At 63.3% G+C, this 18,636-nt stretch carries 16 protein-coding genes and 1 tRNA gene; 6 read left to right on the plus strand and 11 right to left on the minus strand.

What is annotated here, in order from left to right; genetic code table 11:
* Positions 1 to 78 precede the first annotated feature (78 nt).
* The 4 genes from IPM06_15010 to hflX all read left to right on the plus strand — a co-directional run bounded on the left by IPM06_15010 (position 79) and on the right by hflX (position 5,423).
* Positions 79 to 2,304, plus strand: coding sequence for a PAS domain-containing sensor histidine kinase (locus IPM06_15010; GenBank protein ID MBK8771732.1), 2,226 nt, complete (start codon positions 79 to 81; stop codon positions 2,302 to 2,304).
* A gap of 3 nt (positions 2,305 to 2,307) precedes the next feature.
* On the plus strand, positions 2,308 to 3,699 hold the full coding sequence (locus IPM06_15015; protein MBK8771733.1) for a sigma-54-dependent Fis family transcriptional regulator: 1,392 nt from the start codon (positions 2,308 to 2,310) through the stop codon (positions 3,697 to 3,699).
* 96 nt (positions 3,700 to 3,795) lie between these two features.
* Positions 3,796 to 4,041: an RNA chaperone Hfq gene (gene hfq, locus IPM06_15020; GenBank protein ID MBK8771734.1), complete on the plus strand. Its 246-nt coding sequence runs from the start codon at positions 3,796 to 3,798 to the stop codon at positions 4,039 to 4,041.
* Positions 4,038 to 5,423, plus strand: a complete 1,386-nt coding sequence (hflX, locus tag IPM06_15025) for a GTPase HflX (GenBank protein ID MBK8771735.1) — start codon at positions 4,038 to 4,040, stop codon at positions 5,421 to 5,423. Before hfq ends, hflX begins: the two co-directional genes overlap by 4 nt.
* A gap of 15 nt (positions 5,424 to 5,438) precedes the next feature.
* Here hflX and mazG read toward each other — a convergent pair whose 3' ends face one another.
* The 11 genes from mazG to IPM06_15080 form a co-directional block, all read right to left on the minus strand.
* Positions 5,439 to 6,218, minus strand: a complete 780-nt coding sequence (mazG, locus tag IPM06_15030; GenBank protein MBK8771736.1) for a nucleoside triphosphate pyrophosphohydrolase — start codon at positions 6,216 to 6,218, stop codon at positions 5,439 to 5,441.
* Between the two features lie 202 nt (positions 6,219 to 6,420).
* Positions 6,421 to 8,916 carry a hypothetical protein gene (locus IPM06_15035; GenBank protein MBK8771737.1) on the minus strand — a complete coding sequence of 832 codons (2,496 nt, stop codon included), beginning with the start codon at positions 8,914 to 8,916 and terminating at the stop codon, positions 6,421 to 6,423.
* Between the two features lie 23 nt (positions 8,917 to 8,939).
* A complete protein-coding gene (locus IPM06_15040; protein MBK8771738.1) occupies positions 8,940 to 9,734 on the minus strand; it encodes an MBL fold metallo-hydrolase in 795 nt (264 codons plus the stop codon).
* A complete protein-coding gene (locus IPM06_15045) occupies positions 9,731 to 10,525 on the minus strand; it encodes a TatD family hydrolase (protein ID MBK8771739.1) in 795 nt (264 codons plus the stop codon). Before IPM06_15045 ends, IPM06_15040 begins: the two co-directional genes overlap by 4 nt.
* Positions 10,525 to 12,075, minus strand: a complete 1,551-nt coding sequence (locus IPM06_15050) for a methionine--tRNA ligase (protein MBK8771740.1) — start codon at positions 12,073 to 12,075, stop codon at positions 10,525 to 10,527. The genes IPM06_15045 and IPM06_15050 overlap by 1 nt, the downstream gene beginning before the upstream one ends.
* Before the next feature lie 23 nt (positions 12,076 to 12,098).
* Positions 12,099 to 13,091 (minus strand): DNA polymerase III subunit delta', encoded by a 993-nt coding sequence (locus IPM06_15055; GenBank protein ID MBK8771741.1) that lies wholly within the window; start codon positions 13,089 to 13,091, stop codon positions 12,099 to 12,101.
* Positions 13,084 to 13,716 (minus strand): dTMP kinase, encoded by a 633-nt coding sequence (locus tag IPM06_15060; GenBank protein ID MBK8771742.1) that lies wholly within the window; start codon positions 13,714 to 13,716, stop codon positions 13,084 to 13,086. Before IPM06_15060 ends, IPM06_15055 begins: the two co-directional genes overlap by 8 nt.
* A complete protein-coding gene (locus IPM06_15065; GenBank protein MBK8771743.1) occupies positions 13,713 to 14,894 on the minus strand; it encodes a D-alanyl-D-alanine carboxypeptidase in 1,182 nt (393 codons plus the stop codon). The genes IPM06_15060 and IPM06_15065 overlap by 4 nt, the downstream gene beginning before the upstream one ends.
* Before the next feature lie 90 nt (positions 14,895 to 14,984).
* The gene (locus IPM06_15070; GenBank protein MBK8771744.1) at positions 14,985 to 16,031 is read right to left on the minus strand and encodes a septal ring lytic transglycosylase RlpA family protein; all 1,047 of its coding nucleotides are present in this window, start codon (positions 16,029 to 16,031) and stop codon (positions 14,985 to 14,987) included.
* A gap of 120 nt (positions 16,032 to 16,151) precedes the next feature.
* The gene (locus IPM06_15075; protein ID MBK8771745.1) at positions 16,152 to 16,931 is read right to left on the minus strand and encodes a sel1 repeat family protein; all 780 of its coding nucleotides are present in this window, start codon (positions 16,929 to 16,931) and stop codon (positions 16,152 to 16,154) included.
* 48 nt (positions 16,932 to 16,979) lie between these two features.
* Positions 16,980 to 17,423: a DUF2147 domain-containing protein gene (locus IPM06_15080; protein ID MBK8771746.1), complete on the minus strand. Its 444-nt coding sequence runs from the start codon at positions 17,421 to 17,423 to the stop codon at positions 16,980 to 16,982.
* A gap of 85 nt (positions 17,424 to 17,508) precedes the next feature.
* Between IPM06_15080 and IPM06_15085 the strand changes: the two genes are divergently transcribed.
* Together IPM06_15085 and IPM06_15090 are read left to right on the plus strand one after the other, a co-directional pair.
* The gene (locus tag IPM06_15085; protein MBK8771747.1) at positions 17,509 to 18,276 is read left to right on the plus strand and encodes a class II aldolase/adducin family protein; all 768 of its coding nucleotides are present in this window, start codon (positions 17,509 to 17,511) and stop codon (positions 18,274 to 18,276) included.
* 55 nt (positions 18,277 to 18,331) lie between these two features.
* Positions 18,332 to 18,421 (plus strand) — tRNA-Ser (locus tag IPM06_15090).
* The last annotated feature ends 215 nt before the right edge of the window (positions 18,422 to 18,636 follow it).

An 18,636-nucleotide genomic window follows, 5' to 3' on the forward strand; every position in this document is an offset into this window, starting at 1 on the left:
GCCGGGCATCTCCCGGATTTGTATTTTTGCAACATGGACTGTTGAATTTTCGCCACAGTCGGTTGCATAGTGCCGACCATGCCGCTTCGCAGTCTTTCGGATCATGTCCTGCCCGCACGCTTCAGCAACCACCTCACCGGGGTGGCGCTGGTGCTGGTTGTCCTGGGCATACTCGTTGGTCTGACGACCTTCGGCGTGCTGACCGGATTGACCCCCGTGCGGCCCAGCGAACAGGTCGTGCAGTTGCTCCTGCTGACCAACCTCACCGTGGTGCTGCTCATGGCCCTGGTGGTGGGTGTGCAGATTATCCGCCTGCTGCGGGACCGCGCCCGGGGCACGGCAGGTGCAGGCCTCCACCTCCGCCTCGTCGGGCTCTTTTCGATCGTGGCCGTCGCGCCCGCCTTGTTGGTCGCGGCTTTTGCCGCCGTCACCCTGAACCGCGGCCTCGATGCCTGGTTCTCGGAGCGCACACGGAACATCGTCGACACCGCCACAACGGTCGCCGAGGCCTACCTCACCAACGCGGGCGAGGCGACCCGCAACGACCTCGCCGGGATCTCCGCCGATCTTGCCCAGCAGACCAAACTCTATACCGACGACCGCCAGGCCTTCGTCCGCCGCGTCGCCCGCCATGCGGCGCTGCGCAACCTCGCCGCAGTCTATATTTTCGAGCCGGCCTCCAAGCGGATCGACGTCAGCGTTACCGCCAACGACCGCATCAAGTTCATTGCCCCGGAAACATACAATCTCGACAAGGCCAAGGGCGGTGATGCCGTGATCATCCAGCCGGGCCGCGGCGGCAACGTCGTGCGCGCCATGGTGAAGCTGCAGGGCTATGAGAACCTCTATCTCTACGTTTACCGGCTCATCTCGCCTGTGGTGATCGACCAACTCACCAAGACGCGTGATGCCAAAGCCGAATACGATCGGCTGATGGCCCAGAGAGCAGGGGTGCAGGTGACATTCGCCTTGGTCTATGCGCTCGTCGCCATGGTGTTCCTGCTCGCGGCCGTGTGGGCGGGCCTGCGCTTTGCCGACAATCTGGTCTCCCCCATCGTCCGGCTGCTCAACGCCGCCCGCGACGTGGCGCGTGGCAACTTCGCCGCCAAGGTGGCAACGGTGGATGGCCCCGGCGATCTGGTGACGCTCTCCAACACCTTCAACATGATGACGGACCAGATCACGCTGCACCGCGACCAGTTGGTCTACACCAATGAACAGCTCGACGCGCGGCGCCGCTTCACCGAAGCCATGCTCTCGGGCGTCAGCGCCGGCGTGATCGGTATCAACCCGGACTTCCGCATCTCCATCGTCAACCGCTCGGCCATGACGCTGCTCGGCAAAAGCGAAGGCGAGCTGTTCGGAACGTCACTCACCGAAAGCGTGCCGGAATTCGCCAAGCTCTTTGACCTCGCCCTGTCGCGGCCTTCGGGTTCGGCTGAAGGTCAGGTCGAGATGACGGCGGACGGCCGCGACAAGAACCTGTTCCTCCGCATCACCACCGAACGGTCCGACGATGCCGAACACGGCTACGTCCTCACTTTCGACGACATGACCGATCTCGTCTCGGCACAGCGCAACTCCGCCTGGGCCGACATCGCCCGCCGCATCGCCCACGAAATCAAGAACCCGCTGACACCGATCCAGCTCTCCGCCGAACGCCTAAAGCGCAAGTACCTCAAGGAAATCACCTCGGACCGCGCCGTGTTCGAACAGTGCACCGACACCATCATCCGCCAGGTGGGCGACCTCGGACGCATCGTTGATGAATTCTCCTCCTTCGCACGCATGCCGAAGGCCGTGCCCGAACCCAACAGCCTGCAGGAGGTTGTGTCGGATGCCACCGTCCTCCAGCGTGTCTCGGCAGCCGACACCCAGATCGAGATCAGGCGCGACTCGGAGGTCCCCGTCTTCGCCTTTGACCGCCGCCTCGTCACCCAGGCCGTGACCAACCTGGTCAAGAACGCCCGCGAAGCGATCGATCCGCGGCTCACGTCACACGAGATGGAGCAGGGCCACATTGTCGTCAGCTACGGCATGAAGTGCGGCGCGCCCTATCTTTCCGTCACCGATAACGGCATCGGCTTGCCCCAGGAAAACCGCCATCGGTTGGCCGAGCCCTACATGACGACACGCGAGAAGGGCACCGGCCTCGGTCTCGCCATCGTCAAGCGCATCATGGAGGAGCACGGCGGATCGCTGACGCTTACCGATGCGCCGACCGGGCAGGGCGCCCGGGTCACACTTCATTTCCCGCGCATCGACGTGCTGGAACAAACACCTGTTGAGGACGCGTTGGGTTGAACCATGGCTGCTGACATTCTCGTTATCGACGACGAAGCGGATATCCGCGAACTGATTTCCGGAATCCTGCAGGATGAGGGCTTCGAGACCAGGCTCGCGCACAATTCCGATGCCGCACTTGCCGAAGTGGCCACGCGCCGCCCTTCGCTGGTGATCCTCGACATCTGGCTGCAAGGCTCCAAGCTGGACGGCCTCGACCTGCTGCTGGAGATCAAGCAGCGCGTGCCCGACCTGCCGGTCATCATCATCTCGGGTCACGGCAACATCGAAACGGCCGTGGCGGCAATCAAGCGTGGCGCCTACGATTATATCGAAAAACCCTTCAATGCCGACCGCCTGCTGCTGGTGGTGAGCCGCGCGCTCGAAAACACGAGGCTGAAACGCGAGAACGAGCAACTGAAGGGCCGCAGCGGGTTCGATGCGGAACTGATCGGCCAGTCCGCGGCCATCAAGATGCTGAAGCAGACGCTGAAGAAAATCGCTCCCACCAACAGCCGCGTGATGATCATGGGCTCCATGGGCTCCGGCAAGGAACTGGTGGCGCGCACGCTGCATGCCATGTCCACCCGCGCCAGCGGACCATTCGTTGTGCTGAGCGCCGCCACCATGGCGCCGGAACGGCTGGAGGAAAATCTCTTCGGTCTGGAGCAGGGCGACGGACAGGGCCAGGCCATCGGCGCGCTGGAAGAGGCCCACGGCGGAACGCTCTACATCGACGAGGTGGCAGACATGCCGCTGGAAACCCAGGCCAAGGTTCTGCGCGTGCTGCTCGACCAGACCTTCCAGCGTGTCGGCGGCTTGAAGAAGGTGAAGGTCGACGTGCGCATCCTGTCGTCCACGGCACGCGATCTTCAATCCGCAATTGCGGCCCAGACCTTCCGCGAAGACCTCTATCATCGCCTTAGCGTGGTGCCTGTGCGTGTGCCCGCCCTGGCCGAGCGGCGCGAGGACATTCCCTTCCTCATCGAACATTTTGCCCGCACCTATTCCAATGCGTCCGGGCAGCCGGCGCGCCGCTTTGCCGATGACGCCATAGCCCTGCTGCAGACACGCGACTGGCCCGGCAACGTCCGCGAACTCCGCAACAACGTCGAGCGCATCATGATTCTCGCCGCCGGCGAGGGGCACGACGAAATCACCGCCGCCACATTTCCGGCCGAGACCAGCAATGCCGGGAGCGGCACCTTCAGCGGTGAGCACCTGCTGACCATGCCACTTCGCGAGGCCCGCGAAGCCTTCGAGCGTGACTATATCGCCGCGCAGTTGTCGCGATTTGGTGGGAATATTTCACGTACATCGGGTTTCATCGGCATGGAGCGTTCGGCCCTGCACCGGAAAATCAAGATGCTCGGCTTGTCGTCACGCGATGAGGAGACGAGCGAGACAGCCTCATGACACACGTAGAGATAGCATCTTTTGCCATTCCAACGTTTGTGTTAGTGAGCATGTGAGCTTAGGCGGCAACAAAACAACAAAAGAGGCAAGCAGACGATGGCCCAGGAAAAGCCCCAGAATCTCCAGGACACCTTCCTCAATCATGTGCGCAAATCGAAGGTTCCGGTGACGGTGTTCCTCGTCAACGGCGTCAAGCTCCAGGGCATCATCACATGGTTTGACAATTTCTGTCTCTTGCTGCGACGTGACGGCGTGTCACAGCTTGTCTACAAGCACGCGATCTCGACGATCATGCCGGGCGCACCGATCAGCCTCTTTGATGATGAAAACGGTGGCTCTTGAGTGAACGTAAACCGGCCCGCAAAGCGGCCGTAACAATCGGGGAAGGTGACGGCCCCGCGGGCAATACGGGAGTTGCCGTCGTCATTCATGTCGAACCGAAATCAGGCACCGCAGAGAATGCGCGGTCCGCCCAGTCGCGGCTCGATGAAGCATTGGGCCTCACCCGGGCCATCCGCCTCATGGTGGCGCATTCGCTCATCGTGCCGCTCGCCGCACCGAAACCCGCCACCCTCATTGGCTCCGGCAAGGTCGAGGAGATCGCCGCCATCGTGGCGGAGCAGGATGCGGGGCTCGTTATCGTCAACGCCCAGCTTTCACCCATCCAGCAGCGCAACCTCGAGCGCGCATGGAAAGCCAAGGTGCTGGACCGCACCGGCCTCATTCTCGAAATCTTCGGAGAACGTGCCTCAACCCGCGAAGGCACGCTGCAGGTGGAACTGGCGCATCTGCGCTACCAGAAGAGTCGCCTCGTGCGCTCCTGGACCCATCTGGAACGGCAGCGCGGCGGCTTCGGCTTCCTGGGCGGCCCCGGCGAAAGCCAGATCGAAGCAGATCGACGCCTCATTCAGGAACGGATCGCACGTCTGGAAAAGCAACTGGCCGACGTCGTGAAGACACGGGGATTGCACCGGGCAGGGCGCTCACGCGTGCCTTATCCCGTTGTCGCCCTCGTCGGTTACACCAACGCCGGAAAGTCCACGCTCTTCAACCGCCTCACCAATGCGAAGGTCCTGGCGAAGGATATGCTGTTCGCCACGCTTGATCCCACCATGCGGGTGATCGAACTGCCGCATGGACGCAAGATCATTCTCTCGGACACCGTGGGCTTCATCTCCGATCTGCCCACGGCCCTCATCGCCGCCTTCCGCGCGACGCTGGAAGAGGTGCTGGCCGCCGATGTGATTCTGCATGTGCGCGATGTCAGCCACCCGGAGACCGAAGCCCAGGCGCAGGATGTGCTCACCGTGCTGGAAGAACTCGGCATCGGCGAAGCGAACCGCGAGCATCTTCTCGAAGTCTGGAACAAGGCGGACCTTCTGGAACCGCTGGAATATGCCCAGCGGGAAGCATCAGCAGGGCGGCGGCCCGATTGCGTGCTCGTCTCTTCCGTCGATGGCACGGGATTGGACGACCTGCTGCTGCGCGTGGAAAAACGCCTCGGTCGGACTGCAGACCTCTATTCGGTCACGCTGGAGGGAAGCGACGGCAAGGGGCTGGCGTGGCTGCACCGCCGCTGCGAAGTGATCTCGCGCCGCGATCTCAGGAACGGCAACATGCGCATCGAAGTCCGGATGGACGCCGACAGGGCAGGCCAGGCCAAGGCACTTTTCGGCCGCGCCATGAAGAAGGTCACGGCACAGAGTCTGGCAGCGCCTGAATAGTGAGCGGCAGGCCTGTTACAGGCCCTTTGCCTTCGCCTCATCCCACAGCGCATCCATTTCCGCGAGATCGGATTGGACAGGCGTCTTGCCCCGCGCCTTCAGCGCGTCCTCGATGTGGGCAAAGCGGCGCTCGAATTTGGCGTTGGCGCCGCGCAGGGCCGCTTCCGGATCAACCCCATAATGCCGCGCCAGATTGGCGACGACGAACAACAGGTCGCCCAGTTCCTCACCGCGTTTCTCGGGCGGGGCCTCGCGCAACTCGGCCACTTCCTCGTTGATCTTGTCGTAGACGAAATCCACCGCCGGCCAGTCGAAGCCCACCTTGGCCGCCTTGGCCTGCAGCTTCAGCGCCCGCGACAGGGCAGGCAGCGCCAGCGCCACGGTCGAGAGAAGCCGCTCCTTGTCCTTGCCGGTGGCGGCCCGTTCCTTGGCTTTGTTGGCCTCCCAGAACCCCTTGGCCACGCCCGCCGCACGCGCCTCGGCATCGCCGAACACATGGGGGTGCCGGCGGATCATCTTGCGCACCACGCCCTCGATCACATCATCGAAGGTGAAGCTGCCTTCCTCGGCAGCCATCTGCGCATGGTAGATGGGCTGGAGCAGGAGATCGCCCAACTCGTCGCAAAGCTCCGCCCGGGACCCGCGCTCAATAGCGTCAGCCACCTCATAGGCTTCCTCGATGGTGTAAGGTGCAATCGACGCGAAGTCCTGTTCCAGATCCCACGGGCATCCCGTCACCGGCGTACGCAGCGCCTGCATGAGGGCGCGCAACGTCGCAATGTCACGCGGGTCCATCGCCGCCACATCAGAGGGTGCAGCGGTATGTTGGGGGGATTGGGAACCGGCCTTGGCAGCGGTCATGGGCGTCTCATATCGGTGGATGCGTTCATTCGCATAATATATATTATGGAATATTCAGATGTGGTCTAGAAAGCCTTCCGGAGGCAGTTTTATCCGCCCCCGGCAATGGTTTACGGCAATGCTCTGCCGTTGAAGATCAACGCAACGGCGCCTGCTTCGCCCAGGGCCGCGGCTTGCAGTTCGGCACCTTGTTGAAGTTCGCATCCCATACATTGTCCATGCAGTCGAACCAGTACGGCGTCTGCTTGGCCCACGACGTATCCTTGAACTTCGCCTGCAGCAGTTCCTGCGCCGGCTTGGAATACGCCTTGTGGCCGCCATGCCAGTTGCAGCCATAGCGCACGACCTGGTTGGCGAGCGCCAGCGCTTCCGGCGCGCCGTCATTGCCCTTGCTGGCCTTGCCCCAGCGGATCGCCGCCTGCGTCAGCAACCGCGGCGCTGATGGCGCCTTGGCCAGCCGTGACACCTCGGACCAGTCCACGGCCTTGACCATGGGATGCGCCTTCAGCAGTCCGTCGCGCGCGGCCTGGGCCTGCGCCACGGCACCGTCTTCAAGGACGGGCTTCAGTTCGTCGGCATTGTAGTCTGCTGCGGCGGTGACGCCGGAGTCATCGTCGAAGCGCTTGCGCAAGGCGCCAAGCTGCCGGTCGGTCTCCAGCGGACACCACCAGTTCTTGTCATTGTGGTCATATGAGTCCACCGCCGCGAAGGAATCGCGCTTGGCCTCGATGGCATCTGTCCAGTCGGCCGAATTCAGCAGAATGCCAAAACGCGGGTTGCGCAGGATGGTTAACAGCCACTGCCGTTCGGCGCGCAGTTTGGGATAAGCCGACTTTACCGCTTCGAACGCTGATTTCAGCTCCGGATTGGCGGTGAGCATGGCGTCCGTATCCGCAGCCTTGGGCATGCGGCCGCGGGCATAATCCCGCGTCCACGCCGCGCGCAGCAGCAGCGCTTTCTGTTCCGGAGCAAATGCAGCGTTGCCGGCAAGTTCCCGCAGCGTCTTGGCGGCAAGCAGGTTGAGCACCGGATTGCCCAGCTTGGCGTTGCTGAGCGTCAGCGCTTCAGCAAACTTCGCCTGGTCCTCGGCAACCCAGCCCATGAAGTTGCTGTAGATGGCGGAGGTGCCTTCGCGCTCATATTGTTCGCGTTTGCCGATCGCCTCCAGCAGTGTGGGCGTGATGAGGGCATCGCGCAGGCGCCGTCCCTCCTCCGCGTTGCCGCTCGCCAGTATTGCATTCATCAGGCGCGGCAGAATGATGTCGATCATTCCGCTGGTGTAGCCCGTGGGCAGGCCCTTCAGCCCCGCATAGGCCTCATCATATTTGCCTGCGAGGACCGAAAGGCGCGTGGCCTCGCGGGCAAGCTCGATTACCGCCGCCGTGTCCGGCGCATCGCCACAGGACGACTGCGCCTTGGTGGCCGCATCCTTGGCCTTGGCCCATAGCGCCGCCCGGGTCGCATCATCCGGGCCGGCCTTCAGGGCGTCGATCATGTCGCGGGCCGAACCGGTGATACCCGCCGCAGCCGGTTGCAGGCCCATGGCCCGATCCACATAGGAGGTGCTCCAGGCATTCCACTTCGGGCCGATCAAGGTCCACGGCGCACGGTCCTGCATCTTGGCGACAGAATGGCCTGTCATCATCCACAGCACCATCGGGTGCTTGCGGCTGGCGTCCATCAGCGCCTTCGACACGGTGGCGTTGGCCGGCAACGTGCCGTTCACCCACCAGTCGTCCTGCTTGTCGCGCACCCCGACAAAGTCGATGTCGTAGAGGGCCGAGGAATATTCTCCCTGCGCCTTGGGATCCGCCGAGATGGCGGATGCAGGCTGGCTCAAGGTCGCCACCGTGTTGTCGATCAGCGTGCTCCATCCCGCTGGCGTGTCCTCCAGGTTGGCGATGTAGCCTTGCAGGTCCTTGGTGATGACATGCACCGAGGCAAGCGAGGGATCAGCCAGAATGGCTGCTGCCTCGGCCCGGGCTTCGGTGAGGTTCTTGGCGTTGGCCAGCAGGTTTGCCACGTTGTAGCGCGCCGCGGCCTTGTGCGGCGAAGCACTGGCGCCGATCGCCTTGAACATCTGCACGGCCTTCGTCTTGTCCGCACCATAGAAAGCAACGGAAGCCTCCTGGTAGGCACGGTCATCCTGTTGCATCTGGGCCAATTCAGGCTTCACCTCGAGCGGATCAGGCAATGCCACCTGGCCTGTGTCTGTGCCGTCGCAAGCCTTCATCACCCGCGCCTGCGATTTCAGCCATTGCTTGATGTAGGGGTCTGTAGGCCCCAGCTTTGCAATCCGCGCCTCCAGCACTTCCAGCGGATAGGACATGCGGCACTCATAGGGAACGTTCTGCAGGTCCGGCATGTCGGGCGCCAGTTCGGCCGCACGCTTCTTCCACGCTTCGGTCGCGGCGTATCCGCTGTAGAACGGGCTGTCGGCGGCCACGTCAGGTGCGCCAAGACCGTTGAGCTTCCGCCAGCTTGCGGCCCCGAACGGAGCCTTGGCGAAACCATCCATGGCGGCATTCAGCTTTTCCGGCGTGCAGGCGGCTTGCGCCAGGGCCGGGGCGGCAGCGGCAAGCGGCGTAAGCGAAAGTGCCAGCATAAAGCTGGCAAGGCGGCGGCTCTTCATGAAATCCTCCAAGGGACGGGCGTTCAGGCTTCGATCACCAGCCCGTCATGGGCCGGTATAACATGGGACGGCAATTCCGCGCACAGGGTCGCGTAGTCCATATCAATATGCATGTTGGTGAGGATGGCCCGCCGCGGTTTCAGGCGGTCAATCCACGCCAGCGTTTGCGGCAGGGAAAAATGACTGGGGTGCGGCGTCCGTTTCAGGGCGTCGACGATCCACAGGTCGAGGCCCTGCAGCGCAGCCACGGCGCTGTCGTCCAGATCGTTGACGTCTGGCGAATAGGCAACGTTGCCCATGCGGAAGCCAAGCGCGTTGATGTTGCCGTGCTGCATGTTGAAGGGCAGTGCGGCAAGCGCGCCCCCTGCTCCCTCCGTGGCAAACGGCGTTCCCGCCACGATGGCATGATGGCGCAGCACGGGCGGGTAGTCGCTGCCCTCCGGCGCGGCGAAGCAATAGGCAAAGCGCGACATGAGCATCGAGGACGTGGGTGCGTCGGCCCAGATCGGCACCTTGCGCCTCATGCGCAGGAAAAAACCACGCAACTCGTCAATGCCATGCGTGTGGTCAGCATGTTCGTGAGTGTACCAGACACCATCGATCTCGGAGACATGGGCTGACAGCATCTGCTCACGAAGATCGGGCGATGTATCGATGAGCACCCGCGTGGTGCCGCTCGTGTCTGTCTGTTCCAACATGATCGAGCAGCGGCGGCGGCGGTTCTTCGCGTTGGCCGGATCACACAGACCCCAGTCGCCGCCCACGCGCGGCACGCCGCCCGAGGAACCGCATCCGAGGATCGTGATGCGGAGGCTCACCTATAGGCCTCCGGCTTCGGCACCTTGCTGAAGTGCCGGAAGAAGTTGTCGCTGGTCACGCGCGCCATGTGGCCCGCATCAGCACCCCGCGCCGTGGCGAGATGGTTCAGCGTGTTCACCACGAAAGCGGGTTCGTTGTCCTTGCCACGGTGCGGCACTGGCGCGAGATAAGGTGCATCGGTTTCGACGAGAATGCGATCCTCTGGCAGGCCCATGGCCGTCTGCCGCAGGTTCTCCGCCGACTTGTAGGTGAGGATGCCGCTGAACGACACCATGAGCCCCAACTCCACGCCCTTCTTCGCCAGCCAATCCTGCGACGTGAAGCAGTGCAGCACGGCCTTGAAGGTGCCCTTCGCCATCTCCTCTTCCAGCACCCGGGCGGTATCGTCCTCAGCCTCGCGGGTATGGATGACGAGTGGCAGGCCGGTCTCACGTGCCGCCGCGATCTGGGTGCGGAAGCCGCTCATCTGCGCCTCGCGGGGCGACAGGTCGTAGTGATAATCCAGCCCTGCCTCGCCGATGCCGACCACTTTCGGGTGCTGCGCCAGCCGCACATATTCGGCCAGCGGCACGTCCAGTTCTTCGTGGGCATTGTGCGGATGCGTGCCGACCGTGCAGAACACGTTGGCGTTCTCCTCCGCGATCCGTAGCAGGTTGGGAAACTTCGCAACGCGCGAACTGATCGACAGCATCAGGCCCACACCCGCCGCCTCGGCCCGAGCCAATACGGCGGGGAGGTTCTCCTGCATGCCGGGGAAATCCAGGTGGCAGTGGCTATCGACAACCCGCATCATGATTTCGCTGCTTCTGCCTCGGGATCGACAAAGCGCGGGAACACCGGCGAAGGCGCGGGCAAGGCCGTACCGGAGACCAGTGCGGAATCGAAATCGGCAAAGCGCCGGGCCGTTGCCGGCACAGCCAGAAGGTCCAGCAATTTGGCCGACGATGCAGGCACGTAAGGCTGGATCAGCAAGCCCACGCGGCGCAACACTTCGGCCGTGACGTACAAGACCGTCTCCATGCGCGCCGGATCCGTCTTCTTCAACGCCCATGGCTCCTGCCCTGCGAAGTAGCGGTTGGCATCGGCCACCACCTTCCAGACCGCATCCATGGATTTGGAAATCGCGTAAGCCTTGTGCTGGGCGCGGCATTCGCCAAGCAGTGCCTTTGCAGCATCGAGCATCACCGTATCGGCTTCGCTCAACGCACCACACACCGGAACCTGCGCGCCACAGTTCTTCCCGATCATCGAGAGCGAGCGCTGGGCGAGATTGCCAAGGTCATTGGCGAGATCGGCGTTCATGCGGCCCACGATGGCCTCATGGCTGTAGGAGCCATCGGAGCCATAGGGCACTTCGCGCATGAAGAAGTAGCGCACCGGATCGACGCCATAGGCGCTCACCAGGTCGGCGGGAGACACCACGTTGCCGGTGGACTTCGACATCTTCTCGCCCCTGTTGAACAGAAAGCCATGCACGACGATCTGCTTCGGCACCGGCAGTTTCGCCGACATGAGGAAGGCAGGCCAGTAGATCGCATGGAAGCGCGTGATATCCTTGCCGATCACGTGAGCCGATGCGGGCCAGAATGCGGCCTTTGCCGCGGCGGCATCGGGAAAGCCCGTGGCGGTGATGTAATTGGTGAGCGCGTCCACCCACACATACATCACATGCTTGGGATTGCCCGGAACGGGAATACCCCAGTCGAATGTCGTGCGGCTCATGGACAGGTCGTTGAGGCCGCGCTCCACGAACGAGATAATCTCGTTGCGATACTGTTCGGGAACGATGAAGTCCGGGTTGTTCTTGTAGTGATCGAGCAGCGGCTTGGCATAGGCCGAGAGCTTGAAGAAGTAGCTCTCCTCCTCCACCCATTCCACAAGCGTGTTGGTCTTCAGCGAAAAGCGACGGCCCTCGCGCTCTTCGATTTCGTCCTCGCCGTAGTAAGCCTCGTCGCGCACCGAATACCATCCAGCGTATTTCGACAGATAGATGTCGCCCGCCGCTTCCATGCGTTTCCAGATTTCGGTGACCGCATCCTTGTGGCGCTGCGAGGTGGTGCGCACGATGTCGTCGGCGCGGGCATTCAGCAATTCGCCCATGGCTTCGAACTGGGTGGCAGTCCGGTCCGCCAGACCCTGTGGCGTCAGGCCTTCCCGTGCCGCCGTCTGCTGCATCTTCTGGCCGTGCTCATCCATGCCGGTGATGAACAGCACGTCCGCGCCGTCCAGGCGCTTGAACCGCGCCATGACATCGGTGGCGATGCGTTCGTAGGCATGGCCGATGTGGGGGGCGCCATTCGCATAGGGAATGGCCGTGGAAATCAGGTATTTCTCGCTCATGGTACGGGGCTCTTGCCCCGGAATCAGGTTGCCTTCAAGGCATCTTCGATGGCGGTCAGCGCGTTCAGTGCCGCAGTGCGCCGGTCGAGGTTGTAGCCCGCGACCACCCCGCGACTGGCGGCGATCTCCTGGTGGGCCCGTGCCAGGGCGGCGCTGCGCGGTGCCTCTGGCGCCGACACTGCCTCCCGGGCCAGCCAATCCAGCACCAGATCGGCAAAGGTCTCAAAGTCCTGCACCGCCGCCTGACGCTGGGCGAAGTGCCCGGCCACCGCCATCTTGACGCCCGCTGTCAGGGACTTGGCCCGCAGGAAGGCGTCGAATGCCTTGGCTCCCAGACTGTCGCGCAGTTCAAGCGCCCGCCCTGGCGAACCGCCGGAGAGCCGCGCAGCAGCCGCAAGCGCCGGCGGCTCGCCCTGCACAGGCACCGGCAACTGGTTCAGTACGGTCAGCACATCGGCTTCCGCCAGCGGCGAAACCGGCAGGCGCCGGCAGCGCGACTTGAGCGTCCGCAGCAGCCGCCCGGGCCGATGAGACAGGAGCAATATCAATGCCTTGTCAGGCGGTTCCTCAACCAGTTTGAGAAGCGCGTTGGCCGCCTCGGTGTTCAGTTCGTCAGCGCTGTCGACAATGGCAATCCGCCAGCCGCCGCCCCCTGAGGTGCGGGCAAAGAATTCCGACATGCGCCGCGCATCATCCACCACGATCTCCTGCCGCAGTCGCCGGGGCTTGGAATCATTGAGACCGCGTTCCAGCACAAACAGGTCCGGGTGCGAGCGTGCGGCGATCCACCGGGGAGTCTGGACCGCGTTGGCAAGCGCCAGCACCTCCCCCGCCAGTTTGTAGGCGAGCGTGGCCTTGCCGATTCCGCGCGGGCCGGTGATCAGCCAGGCATGGTGTGGACGGCCACTGGCAACAGCCTCGCGGAAACGCGCCGCTTCGCTTACGTGGCCTACGACTTCCGTGGCAAAACGCGGGTGCCAGGAGACTTCACGCGGGTCTTCATTGTCTTCAGCCATGGCGATGACGGTCCACGGCCTGCAGCACCTGCGCGAAGACCTCATCGGGTCCGGGTGCCGCGTCGATGAGCACACAGCGCCATGGCTCGCTCTCGGCGATGGCCCGGAAGCCGTCGCGCAGCCTGTCGTGAAAGGCGAGGCCCTTGCGCTCGAAACGGTCCTCGGTACCGGTGCCGCGCGTCCGCGCCCGCTCCAGCCCGACCGCCGCCGGAAGATCAAAGATCAGGGTCAGGTGCGGCACGCAGGTGCCGACGGCGGCCTGCTCCAGAGCCGAAATCACATCATGCGGCACGCCGCCCGCATGACCCTGGTAGACACGCGTTGAATCCATGAAGCGGTCGCAGACGACGGTCGCCCCGCGCGCCAGGGCCGGGCCGATCACCGTGCGGACATGCACTTCCCGCGCCGCCGACATCAGCATCGCCTCCGAGGCCGGAGACCATGTCCCGGTATCGCCCGAAACAAGCAGCGCCCGCAGCGCCTCGCCCTGGGGCGTTCCCCCGGGCTCGCGCGTCAGCAACACCTCGGCGCCCCGCTCCTGCAAATGCGCAGCCAGCCGCTTGCCCTGGGTGGACTTGCCGCCGCCCTCCCCGCCTTCCAGCGTGATGAAGAACCCCGGCGTCAACCGCCGAACGCCATGATCATGGCGCTGTCCAGCGCCTTCTGCCACATCGAGTCCACCGCTTCGACGGACTCGGACGTCATCACAGGCAGTTCGGCAATGGCGCGCCCCTCGATGAAGACCTTCACCGTGCCGACCTGGTCGCCCGCGCGCACCGGCGCCAGCAACGGCCCCTTGTAGCTGAGCTTCACTTCGGCGGTCTTGCGTTCCTCCTTGGTGAGCGCAACGCTGAACGATCCCTTGGTGACGAGATCGACCCAATCCGCCTTGCCGCCCCAGACGCGAGCCTGCCCCACCCGGTCGCCATCGGAATACACTTCGATGGCGCGGAACTTGGAGAGGCCCCAGTCGAACATCTTTTCCGCTTCCGACTTGCGCTCGTCGATCGAGGGTAGCCCCGCAATCACCATGATGAGGCGGCGGCCATCGCGCTGCACCGTGCCCACGAGGCCGTAGCCTGCTTCCTTGGTGAACCCCGTCTTCATGCCATCCGCACCCGGATAATCCACCAGAAGCGGATTGCGGTTGGGCTGCGTGATTTCATTCCAGGTGAATGACTTCTCGCCATAGATCGGGAAATAGTCGGGATGATTGATGATGATGTAGCGGGCCAGCATGGCGATGTCGCGCACACTCATCTTGTGGTTCGGGTCCGGCAGGCCCGTGGAGTTGCGGAAGGTGCTGTGCTTGAGGCCGATCTCGTCGGCCTTTGCATTCATGCGGTTGACGAAGGTCTGTTCCTTGCCGTCGATGCCTTCCGCCAGCGTGATGCAGGCATCGTTGCCGGAATGGATGATCGAGCCGCGCAACAGGTTGATGATGCTGATCTCGGACTTCGCCTTCGCATACATGGTGGAGCCCTTGGCCGAGGCCCCGCCCTTCTTCCAGGCATTGGTGCTGACGGTGAACATCTGGTCCGGCTTCAGGTCGCCGGATTTCAGCAGGTCGAACACGATCGCCTGCGTCATCAGCTTGCTCATGCTGGCGGGCGGAATGGCGGTGTCCGGGTCCTTCTCGTAGTAGACCTGCCCGGACTTGGCATCCATCAGGATGGCATTGCGGGCCGCAGAGACATAGGGCTCATCACCCAGGGTCTGGGCACTGCCGGAAACGGCGGCCGCTGCAAGCCACAGCACGAGACAGGCCAGCAGATTGGCAAGGAAACGCAGGGAAAATCGCATCAAAAGCTACTTCGCACCAGGGCATTGATCGGCCCTGTGTTGTAGGTCCGCTGCGGTGGAAATGCAATTCGGCGCGAGGCTTTTTTCGCCTCAACCGGCAATGCGCGCGGCGACCTGCTGCACCCGCACGCGGCGGATCTTGGCGCCGGTGAAGCCCGCATCCTGCAACTTGTAGAGAAGCTGGGCGGCGCCCGATTCGTCGGGAACCGGCCGCGTCTGCAACCGGTACAACGGACCATTGTCGCTCTCGAACTGGAACATCTGCAGGTCCATCGATTGCGAAAGTTCCTCATAGGCCGCATCCGCGTTGTCGCGATTGCCGAACGTCGCGACGTGGACGACGAAGCCCGCCGTCACATAGTCGCTGTCGGCGGCAGCAGTCTGGACTGGCGGTGCTGGCGGCGGCGTATAGGCAATCGTGGTCGTCTCCGGCTGTTCTTCGCGCTGCGGTGGTTCCGCGGCGGCAACGGCGGTATTGCGCGGCTTGCCTTGCGAGGCGGCGGCAAGCTGGCGGATGCCAGCGCCGTCCTGCATCTCGCTGTTCATCATGGCGAGATGGCGGTAGCCCTTGTCGTTGAGCGGCGCATTGGCAATCCATTGCACCCGCACGTGCGTCTTGCCCTTGTTGCGGTAGCCCAGTGCGTCGGCACTGCGCTTGGAGAGGTCGATGATGCGGGTTCCGACGAACGGACCACGGTCATTGATGCGCACGACGATGGCGCGGCCATTGTCGAGATTGGTCACCTTGGCATAGCTCGGCAGCGGCAAGGTGGGATGGGCCGCCGTAAGATCTGCCATGTCGAAATATTCGCCGTTGGAGGTGCGCCGCGCGTGGAAGGCCTCGCCATACCACGATGCAATGCCTTCCTTGTCGTAACCCGGCTGTTCCTTCGGCGTGAACCAGCGGCCCGCCACCTGATAGGGCTTGCCCACGAAATAGCGACCGCCACCTTCCGGCAACGGCCCCTTGCCCTTGTAATAGGCGCTGCCCTTCCCCGCGAAGGGATCGAGCTTCGTCTTGCCGCGGTCGGACGCACAGCCAACAAGACCAAGGGCCACCATGCCCAAGACAACGAGATACCACCCAAGACGCCGCATGGCGAAACTCCCAACCGGCCTCCCGTCCCTTGGAGGCATAATGCGTGTGGCTCCCCAGCCACGCCACGCACTGTGCCGCCAACAGGCTGAATTCCCGGTTGAGAAACATGGTTAATAAGATGCTGACGAGGCGCTGTCCCGCGCCGCGCGCCTGCGGACTCAGTTGCCCTGGGTCTGTGCCGGAACGCCGGCGCCTGCCTGCGTGGCCGACGCCTGCAGTCCATCGAGCCGCGACAGGTTGGCCTGCGCCATCTGGTTTCCCTTGGCGATGGCAGCCCGGTAGAATTCCCGCGCCTTCACCACGTCCTTCGTGGTGCCCCAGCCCATTTCATAGAGGCTACCCAGATTGTTCAGCGCCCAGGCATCGCCCTTGTCCGCAGCCTGGGTGAACAGTTTCAGCGCCGTTGCGTAGTCGCGAGTGACACCCTGCCCGCGCACATACAGCAGCCCGAGATTGACTTTGGCCGGCGCGAAATCCTGGTCGGAGGCCTTCTGGAACCACTGCGCTGCCTTCTCGGCATCGGCATCAATGCCATCGCCGTTCTGCAGGCGGAGACCGAATTCATTCTGGGAGGGCGCATGGCCCTTCTCGGCCCCGGCCTGCAACAGCGTCGCTGCTGCGATCTTGTCCGGCGTCAGGCCCTTGGCGCCCCGGCTGATGAGCCGCGCCAGGCGATACTGCGCCTCGATGTTGCCTTTCAGCGTGGCCTCGCGATACCACCGTGCTGCCTGCTGCGCGTCCTTCTTGGCCTCGATGCCCTGTTCATAGTGCATGGCCACCGCCAACTGCGCGGTGTCGTCACCCGCCTTGGCGAGTTTCATCTTCTTTGCAAAGGACAAACCGCCAAGCGGCATGACCTCCTGCGCAAGCGCAAGGGTCACTCCCAACACCATCACGACAGCATAAGTTGCAACGCGGGCGAACGGGCCAAACGACATGATTTCTCACCAATGATTCAATGCCCCGCCGTGTGCGACACTATAGCATCACTTGATGCGAATGAAACGGTTCTTTTTGCAGAAAGGCCCCCAGCAGCCATTCAAAACCATCGAATTTCCCGACAGCCGCATCTCAGAGCGGTACGTGCCGCCATCATCCGCGTTATAGATGTATCCACGCCACACATTGGGTCCCGATGGTGCCATTCCGCTCACCACTTGCAGGCCGATGACGCGGCGATGGCGCAGCGCGGGATTCGGATTCTCGTGATCGACCTTCGGCTTGCCATCCTTGCCTGTCGGCCGCGCCAGCCCGACGATGGTGGCGCAGAGCTTTTGCCCGCCACACGATGAAACGCGCACCGTCACCTTGCCGTTGGACATGCGCCACGTGCCCTGTGGCACCGAATCAGCGGAGGCTGAACCCGCCGTCAGAAGAAGAGAGAAAGCGGCGGCCGCCAGACCCCGCAACGCTGTTTGCCTGAAAGCCATCTGCTTCGTCCTCAGAACCACCCGGTGAAACGTTTGCCAAAGAAGGGAAGCTCCGTTAGCCTCCGGCTTTTCCGAGGAGAACGCCATGGCTGATGTCACTGCCTTCACGCGCAAACCCACCACAAACACCGCCGAGAAGCAACTGCGCGTGGACCTCGCGGCCGCCTTCCGCCTCTCCGCCCACTTCGACTGGCATGAAGCCGTCGCCAATCATTTCAGCCTCGCCGTCTCGCCTGATGGCAAGCAGTTCCTGATGAACCCGCGCTGGATGCACTTTTCCCGCATCCGCGCCTCCGACCTGCTTCTCCTCAACGCCGAGGACAAGTCAACCATGGACCGCCCCGATGCACCTGATCTGACGGCGTGGAGCCTCCATGGGCGCCTCCATGCGCTTCTGCCCCACGCCCGCTGCATCATCCATCTCCATCCACCTTATGCGACGGCGCTGGCCTCGCTGGCCAATCCGGAAATCAAGCCCATCGACCAGAACACGGCGCGCTTCTTCAACCGCGTGGCTGTGGACATGGGTTACGGCGGCATGGCCAATACCGATGCGGAAGGAGAGCGCCTCGCCACCCTCCTCGGCAACCGCTCCATCATGATGATGGGCAACCACGGCGTCCTCATCTGCGCCTCAACGGTCGCGGAAGCCTTCGACCTCACCTATTATCTGGAACGCGCCTGCCGCAACTTGATGCTGGCCTACCAGTCTGGCCAGCCCCTGCATGTGATGTCGGATGCGGTGGCGGAAAAAACAGCCCTCGAATGGGAAGCCGACCGCGAGCAGTTCCTTTCCCACTTCAGCGAGATGAAACGCATCCTCGACCGCCAGGACGCCAGCTACGCCGAATGACGGCAGGTGCTTGACCCCGCTCACGGCCTCCGCCATATCGCGGAGGCATCGGCGCGGAGGGGTGGCAGAGTGGTCGATCGCGGCGGTCTTGAAAACCGTTGGGGGTGAAAGCCTCCCGGGGGTTCGAATCCCTCCCCCTCCGCCACGCCGAAACAATACGCCAGTCATGGCGCTCTCTTTGCCCTGCTGAGCCCAGGCTGCGTGATCAGCGCCGCCTTCAAAAATCCAGTTTCATTACGGGTTCCAGAAGCGCAAGCTGAAGGAGACAGTCCGCGGCACGGGACAGGAGCCGATTGTGACAACTGGTTTACGAATCAGGTTTCATCTCCGCGATGTGTCCGCAGTCGCCGTTGTCGGCAT

It is taken from the genome of Hyphomicrobiales bacterium (genome assembly GCA_016710435.1).
GTDB lineage: Bacteria > Pseudomonadota > Alphaproteobacteria > Rhizobiales > Aestuariivirgaceae > Aestuariivirga.

Coding starts and splice junctions, on each gene's coding strand:
- IPM06_15065 (MBK8771743.1), bottom strand. CDS start 14,894: ATGCGATTTTCCCTGCGTTTCCTTGCCAATCTGCTGGCCTGTCTCGTG.
- IPM06_15050 (MBK8771740.1), bottom strand. CDS start 12,075: ATGAGCGAGAAATACCTGATTTCCACGGCCATTCCCTATGCGAATGGC.
- IPM06_15010 (MBK8771732.1), top strand. CDS start 79: ATGCCGCTTCGCAGTCTTTCGGATCATGTCCTGCCCGCACGCTTCAGC.
- IPM06_15055 (MBK8771741.1), bottom strand. CDS start 13,091: ATGGCTGAAGACAATGAAGACCCGCGTGAAGTCTCCTGGCACCCGCGT.
- IPM06_15035 (MBK8771737.1), bottom strand. CDS start 8,916: ATGAAGAGCCGCCGCCTTGCCAGCTTTATGCTGGCACTTTCGCTTACG.
- hfq (MBK8771734.1), top strand. CDS start 3,796: ATGGCCCAGGAAAAGCCCCAGAATCTCCAGGACACCTTCCTCAATCAT.
- IPM06_15085 (MBK8771747.1), top strand. CDS start 17,509: ATGGCTGATGTCACTGCCTTCACGCGCAAACCCACCACAAACACCGCC.
- IPM06_15080 (MBK8771746.1), bottom strand. CDS start 17,423: ATGGCTTTCAGGCAAACAGCGTTGCGGGGTCTGGCGGCCGCCGCTTTC.
- IPM06_15070 (MBK8771744.1), bottom strand. CDS start 16,031: ATGCCTCCAAGGGACGGGAGGCCGGTTGGGAGTTTCGCCATGCGGCGT.
- IPM06_15075 (MBK8771745.1), bottom strand. CDS start 16,931: ATGTCGTTTGGCCCGTTCGCCCGCGTTGCAACTTATGCTGTCGTGATG.
- IPM06_15045 (MBK8771739.1), bottom strand. CDS start 10,525: ATGCGGGTTGTCGATAGCCACTGCCACCTGGATTTCCCCGGCATGCAG.
- IPM06_15015 (MBK8771733.1), top strand. CDS start 2,308: ATGGCTGCTGACATTCTCGTTATCGACGACGAAGCGGATATCCGCGAA.
- mazG (MBK8771736.1), bottom strand. CDS start 6,218: ATGGACCCGCGTGACATTGCGACGTTGCGCGCCCTCATGCAGGCGCTG.